4 protein-coding genes are annotated in these 6,011 nt (G+C 59.2%); 3 read left to right on the top strand and 1 reads right to left on the bottom strand.

Going from position 1 to position 6,011, the window contains the following annotated elements; genetic code table 11:
- The first annotated feature begins 293 nt into the window (after positions 1-293).
- The 3 genes from QA646_RS26885 (at position 294) to QA646_RS26875 (ending at position 4,448) form a co-directional block, all read left to right on the top strand.
- Entirely contained in the window at positions 294-665 is a 372-nt protein-coding gene (locus tag QA646_RS26885; RefSeq protein WP_283059776.1) for a hypothetical protein, read from the top strand.
- A 309-nt stretch (positions 666-974) separates the two neighbouring features.
- Positions 975-2,174 (top strand): MFS transporter, encoded by a 1,200-nt coding sequence (locus QA646_RS26880; RefSeq protein ID WP_283059775.1) that lies wholly within the window; start codon positions 975-977, stop codon positions 2,172-2,174.
- Between the two features lie 390 nt (positions 2,175-2,564).
- Positions 2,565-4,448, top strand: a complete 1,884-nt coding sequence (locus tag QA646_RS26875) for an MFS transporter (RefSeq protein WP_283059774.1) — start codon at positions 2,565-2,567, stop codon at positions 4,446-4,448.
- An 89-nt stretch (positions 4,449-4,537) separates the two neighbouring features.
- Here the strand turns inward: QA646_RS26875 and pepT are convergent, their stop codons facing one another.
- Complete coding sequence (gene pepT / locus QA646_RS26870; RefSeq protein WP_283059773.1) at positions 4,538-5,770, bottom strand: peptidase T; 1,233 nt, start codon at positions 5,768-5,770, stop codon at positions 4,538-4,540.
- Positions 5,771-6,011: the final 241 nt, after the last annotated feature.

Raw genomic sequence — 6,011 nt, 5'->3', positions numbered from 1 at the left:
GGCACTCTCTCCGTTGGGCAAGCTTACTAAGCGCCTGGATGGTTAGCGTTTCATGAAAGATCGCGTAATTACGGAGATTGCCGATATTACCGGCATTCTCCGTAGATTGCCGAGATAACGTGATTCTATCGCCGACCGCAACCGCCCGGGTTCCCCGCGGGGAACTTTGCCCGGACATCATAAATAAGAGGGAGTTCCCCGCGGGGAACTCCTGTCTCGTCATCATGATCACGGCGGGAACTGCGAACTGTCGTCGTCGTTATGCCATCAGGCTACAGCGACGGAGAAATACCATGGAAATCGCAGGACGACCCGGCTCGCATGCGCTCAGCGCGTTTTTTGACGACGAATCCGACGCCGAAAAGGCGTCCGAAGAGCTTATGGAAGCCGGCATACCGAAAGACGCCATCACCATGACGCCCGGAAACCGGCCCGACGTACCACTGATCGATCATATCGGCTTCGTCGACGCCTTGAACGGGTTCTTCTTTACGGAAGAGCAGCGCAAGAACTATGCGGAAGCGCTTCGACGCGGGGGTGCCCTGGTGACCGTGCAGGAAGTCAGCAAGGAGCAGCACGACACCGCGCTGAACATCCTCACGGAAAGGGGAAGCATCGATATGGACGAGCGCGTGGAGGAATGGCGGCGCGAGAATTGGAAGTAGATGAATCCGCAAGCCAGATAACAACGTCTTGCTCAACCGGCGCAGCGACGCGGCGACAGCGGTCTGCGGCGGTTTATGATACGCGAAATCGAAATCATCGATGCTGATGACGTAGACGCGCAGCATAGCGAGTCGTGCTTTTCTTATATAAATCGATCCGCCGCCGCCTTAGTCGCATGCTTGGGAATAAAAATGAAAAGAGCATGTCGAAATCATGCCGGCTCGAGCGTCTTAGGGAATGGAGGGCGCTGCGGGAGGGCGTCCATGCCGCACTAAGATCGATCGCAAAAATAGAGGGGTTAAGCGGATATGAGCGTTTCCTATCGTTGGGTTATCGTGGCCGCCGGCGCGCTGATGACCTGCGTTGCGCTTGGCGCGATGTTTTCACTGGCTATTTTTCAAGTGCCGATCGCCACGGCCACCAATTGGTCGCACGCAGGCATCGCGAGCGCGATGACGCTCAATTTCGTGGTGATGGGTCTCGGCGGGTTCTTATGGGGGGCGGCGAGCGACCGCTTCGGGCCTCGCATCGTCGTGTTGATAGGCGCAGTGCTCCTGGGACTTGCACTTGTGCTGGCGAGCCGCGCGGGATCGCTTCTCGAATTTCAACTGACCTACGGCATTCTCGTCGGCCTCGCCGCCAGTGCATTCTTTGCGCCGATGATCGCGGCCACCACCGCCTGGTTCGAGGAAAACCGCAGCCTCGCCGTTTCACTGGTTTCCGCCGGCATGGGCGTTGCGCCGATGACGATTTCGCCATTCGCCCGCTGGCTAATCTCGGCCTATGACTGGCAGACGGCCATGATGCTCATCGGGTGTCTCGCCTGGATATTATTGGTGCCAGCAGCGCTTCTTGTGCGACGCGCGCCTGCGGCTGAGGGTGGTCCGGCGGCCGAACCTGCGGCCCAAGGCCCCAGCGTACCGCTCGGACAGATATTCCGATCGCCGCAATTTCTCGTTCTCGGAGGAACCTTCTTTGCCTGCTGTGCGGCGCATTCAGGTCCGATCTTCCACATGGTAAGCTATGCGACGATCTGTGGCGTGGCGCCGATGGCGGCAGTCAGCATCTACAGCGTCGAAGGGTTGGCGGGGCTTGGCGGCCGGCTTCTATATGGCACGCTTGCCGACAGGCTCGGCGTCAAGCCGGTCCTCGTTGCGGGCCTGCTGGTGCAGGCGGCAGCGCTCGCGACCTATCTCCTCGTTAGCCAACTCAGCGAATTCTACGCACTCGCGGTCATCTTCGGCAGCGCCTATGGCGGGGTCATGCCGCTTTATGCGGTGCTTGCGCGCGAATATTTCGGCCCGCGCGTCATCGGCACTGTCTTCGGCGCGGTAACGATGCTGTCGAGCATTGGAATGGCGTTCGGTCCGCTGGCGGGCGGCTGGATCTTCGATACGTTCGCGAACTATTCCTGGCTCTTCATCGGATCGTCCATGGTCGGGCTCGGCGCGGTCGCCATCGCGCTCGCCTTTCCGCCCTTGCGGCGCGTCGGGCTTCAACCGGCATAACCTGAATTTGCGGACGATCTCGGCGATCCGAGACTATGACTGTTACGGACGCCGGTCTCCTCATGCGCGATATTGGAGGTCACGCTTGGCATCCTTCGGCCAGGGCGGTGAAAGAATGAGCGATTCTGGACATTACCGCGCCACTTCTCCGCCTTACGCACAGTTTTAGACGGTGGACGCAAGTTGCCGGCATTGCTTTTTTCAATTTTTGGTCAACACTTCTCTCGCGCATCAGATGCGTGGCCTCTGGGGGGAGGAAATCTGGAGGACATGCACCGGCGCAAGGTTTGCCGAGCGGACCCGCCGGGAAACCAAGCGCAATGTCAACATGGGAGGGTACGGCGCGGCTCTGGCTGTCCATATCCTTGGTGCAACTGGGAGGAACAAAAAATGGCAACCACCTCTGTAGGTGAAGCTTCTGGTCGAGGTATGACCAGAGAAGAGAAGAAGGTGATCTTTGCATCTTCGCTCGGAACTGTTTTCGAATGGTATGATTTCTATCTCTATGGTTCTCTGGCCACATTCATCGGTGCGGCCTTTTTCAGTGATTATCCGGAGGCGACCCGCAATATTTTCGCGCTGCTCGCTTTTGCGGCGGGCTTCCTTGTCCGGCCGTTTGGCGCCCTGGTCTTCGGACGGATCGGCGATCTCGTCGGCCGCAAATATACGTTTCTGGTCACGATCACGATCATGGGTCTGTCGACCTTCCTGGTCGGCATCCTGCCGGGTTCGGCCAGTTGGGGCATCATCGCCCCGGTCATTCTGATTGCATTGCGCCTGCTGCAGGGCCTGGCGCTCGGCGGGGAATATGGCGGCGCGGCCACCTATGTCGCGGAACATGCGCCCAATGACCGGCGCGGCTATTACACATCCTGGATTCAGACGACGGCAACGCTCGGACTCTTCCTGTCGCTCATCGTCATTCTGGTGGTGCAGAATTGGCTGGGCAAAAGCGCCTTTGCCGATTGGGGCTGGCGTGTCCCCTTCATTCTGTCCTGCGTCCTTCTCGGCATTTCCGTCTGGATTCGGCTATCGCTCAGTGAATCGCCGGCATTCCAAAAGATGAAGGAAGAGGGCAAAGGCTCCAAAGCGCCGCTGTCGGAGGCTTTCGGACAGTGGAAGAACGCCAGGATCGCTCTGCTCGCGCTTCTTGGCCTCACGGCTGGCCAGGCGGTCGTCTGGTATGCGGGCCAGTTCTATTCGCTGTTCTTCCTGCAGAACGTGCTGAAAGTCGATGGCCAATCGGTCAATATCATGATCGCCATAGCCCTCGTGATCGGCAGCGGCTTCTTCGTCGTGTTCGGCTGGCTATCCGACAAGATCGGCCGCAAGCCGATCATCATGGCGGGCCTGGCCTTGGCGATCCTGACCTATTTCCCGCTGTTCAACGCGTTGACCCGCGCGGCAAACCCGGCTCTCGCCCAGGCGGAGCAGACGATCCGCGCTACCGTCACCGCTGCGCCCGGCGATTGCACCTTCCAGTTCAACCCGGTCGGCACGGCGAAATTCAACAGCTCCTGCGACATCGCGACGTCATTCCTGTCGAAGAGCTCCGTTCCCTATGTCACCGTCGCTGGCCCGGCCGGCCAGCCGGCAACGGTCACGGTGGCCGATACGACCGTCACCTCATTCGATGCCGTCGCCGCGGGTGCGGACGCTGCGGCAAAGAACGCCGCGTTCACGCATGATCTGAATCTTGCTTTGCAGAAGGCGGGCTTCCCGCTTGCCCGCGATCCGGCCAAGATACCGGATGCTAAGCTCGATAGCTTCATTGCCGCAAATCCCGAACTCGGCCTCAATTCAGCGACGGTCCGCGCTGGGGAAAAGACGGTCACTCCGGTCGCCGACCTCATTAAGGCGAAGCTGCTCACAGCGGAACAGGCAGCCGGGGCGGCGGAAATGCCCGTTTACACCGTACCGAACGGTGGCGCGTTTAAAATGGTCGCCGATCCCAATGCGGTAAACTGGCCGCTCACCATCGCCATTCTCACCATTCTCGTTATCTATGTGACCATGGTCTACGGTCCCATTGCCGCGATATTGGTCGAGATGTTCCCGACCCGCATCCGCTATACCGGCATGTCCTTGCCCTACCATATCGGCAACGGCTGGTTCGGCGGCCTGCTTCCGGCAACGGTCTTTGCGATGAGCGCCGCCAAGGGCGATATCTATTACGGTCTTTGGTATCCGATCGCGGTTGCGGCCATGAGCCTTGTCATTGGCCTTATCTTTATCCGCGACACCAAGGGCGTCGACCTCAACGCTATCAAATAGCAACGCAAGCAAAGCCCGGCGCGAGACATCGCGCCGGGCTCACTGTCTCTGACGTTTGGCATTTACGCCACCATCGCGTCAGCAGGCGCTCAAGCGCGCTCCGCCCAGATTTTTGCCAGTTCGACAAGCGTCCTGACGCCCTTCTCCATGTCCTGCCGGCTGACCCATTCGAGCGGCGAGTGAAAGGCATGGCCGCCGGCGAAGATGTTGGCGCAGGGCAGGCCCATGAACGACAGCCGGGAGCCGTCGGTGCCGCCGCGGATGCTGCCGCGAACAGGCGTCATGCCGGCGCGCCGGACGGCTTCGATGGCGTAGTCTGCGATCTCCGGATGGCGGTCAAGGATGGGCTTCATGTTGCGGTACTGCTGCTTGACCCTGAAGGAATAGGTGGAGCCGGGATAATCCGCCATCACCTCTTTTACGATCGCCTCGAGCATGGTCTCCTTGCTGGCGAGACCGCCATCGTCGAAGTCGCGGACGATAAGGCTGAGGGCTGCCTTTTCCATCGAACCGCTCACACCCGTCGGGTGAACGAAGCCATCCCTGCCGTCCGTCGTCTCCGGCGCCATGTCCTTCGGCAGTCGGCTGATGATGTCGCCGGCGATCTTGATAGCATTCTCCATTTTGCCCTTGGCGAAGCCGGGATGGATGGCGACGCCTTGAATGGTGATTTCGACACCATCGGCAGAGAATGTTTCATCCTCGATATGACCGGCCGTTTCGCCGTCGACGGTGTAGGCGAACGCGGCGCCGAGCTTCGTCAGATCGACCTTATCGACCCCGCGTCCGATTTCCTCATCGGTCGTGAACAGGAGCTTGATCGTTCCATGTTCGATCTGCGGATTGTCGACCAAGAACTGAGCTGCCGTCATGATCTCCGCAAGGCCAGCCTTGTCATCGGCGCCGAGCAGCGTCGTGCCGTCTGACGTGATGATGTCGTTGCCGATCTGGTCGCGCAGGACCGGATTATCGCTGACGCGAATGACCTGTTGCGGATCGCCTGGAAGCTGAATGTCACCGCCGGCATAATTTCGCAGGATTTGCGGCTTGACGTTCGTTCCGGTGAAGTCGGGTGCGGTATCCATATGCGAACAGAAGCAGATGACCGGGACTGGCCTGTCGACATTGGAGGGAATGGTTGCGTAGACGTAGCCGTGCTCATCGAGATGAGCATCGGAAAGGCCGATCGCCAGCAATTCCTCGACCAGGATACGGCCTAGGTTCCTCTGCTTTTCCGTGGAGGGCTGTGTCGATGACTTGGGATCCGACTGGGTGTCGATGACGACATAGCGAAGGAAGCGATCGGTAACGGTATCGGTCATGAGCTCAGGGTCCAATATGTGCCTATCGGCGATAGCTCAGCTATAGCCTTGGTCGGTGTGGTCGTGAATGCATTTTCGTTTTGCCGCTGCGTTTTGTCGGCCGGGGCAAGATATGCCAGCTCCCAGCATCGTCTGGGATCGTCAAGTCCGTGCCGCTGCAGCCGCCTCAATCGAAGTAATTAGGAATTTTAGCCCGTTTGACAGATTGAGATAACCTCAGATAGCATTTAAAATTCACAGC

This window comes from Rhizobium sp. CB3090 (assembly GCF_029714285.1).
GTDB lineage: Bacteria > Pseudomonadota > Alphaproteobacteria > Rhizobiales > Rhizobiaceae > Rhizobium.
The sequence above is the reverse complement of the archived record's forward strand: the minus strand, read 5'-3'. Positions and strand labels throughout refer to the sequence as shown.